This is a genomic window from Candidatus Hodgkinia cicadicola (assembly GCF_002774925.1).
This window is the reverse complement of the sequence record NZ_NXGO01000135.1, coordinates 1-759: the sequence shown is the minus strand read 5'-3', so window position 1 is coordinate 759 and position 759 is coordinate 1. Positions and strand designations below refer to the sequence as shown.

The 759-nt window shown below is 31.9% G+C and carries 1 protein-coding gene; it reads right to left on the bottom strand.

The window, feature by feature from the left end; genetic code table 4:
• Positions 1-144, bottom strand: a 144-nt coding sequence (locus MAGTDC_RS03680; protein ID WP_146657094.1) for a 50S ribosomal protein L20, incomplete at its 3' end; no start/stop codon positions are given.
• Between the last annotated feature and the right edge of the window lie 615 nt (positions 145-759).

Genomic DNA, 759 nt, shown 5'->3' with positions numbered 1-759 from the left:
TTTATACTTATAAGCTAGAGATCTATCCACAGCTTGTTTTGCTGTTTTAATACAGGATTTACGACGGCCATAATAACCTTTAGTTAATTTTAGAATTTCTTTATGTTTATAGTGAGTTGTTAATCCTCTACTGACTTTGGACATTGGTGAACCATATGATCGTTAGTTTTAATTAACAGGAGATGTCACCTTATACACTAGTTTTCCTTTTTCACATCTTTGTTTAACAAAATTACTCACTACATCTTAGTTATTTATAACTAGCTCTCCACGCTTTTAGTGGAAGCTAACACTCAATTAAAAAAAAAGTAAACATTTTGTGAAGAGCCCTCGCTTGGAGCTGTTTACAGTTTGAAAGCCGCATCATAAGTCCTGCATTGTTACAACAGGAAAGTTGCAACGACGCGGAGTGAATACTCCGCCATAATATAATTCCAACTCTTCATTAGTAATACAGTCTTACAGTTTGACAAAATAAACTATCGAGACTTATCTTGTCTACAGGAATTATTACGACTACTACTTGTGACTTCAAATTATTAATTATTTACATTATGGTTTACAGGTATTTCTTATTTAATGCCGGGTCGGTATGCAAGTTGGATCCGGAATACACAGGTCATAGCATGATAAATTTAATAAAGGGTTAACAGTATTATTTTTAACTTTTACTTTCACAGTTTTAATTAATTATTTTAGTTAGATTTTCTTAATTAATTCTTATTACTACTGTGAGTTAGTTCAGGGGTACAGTATTTG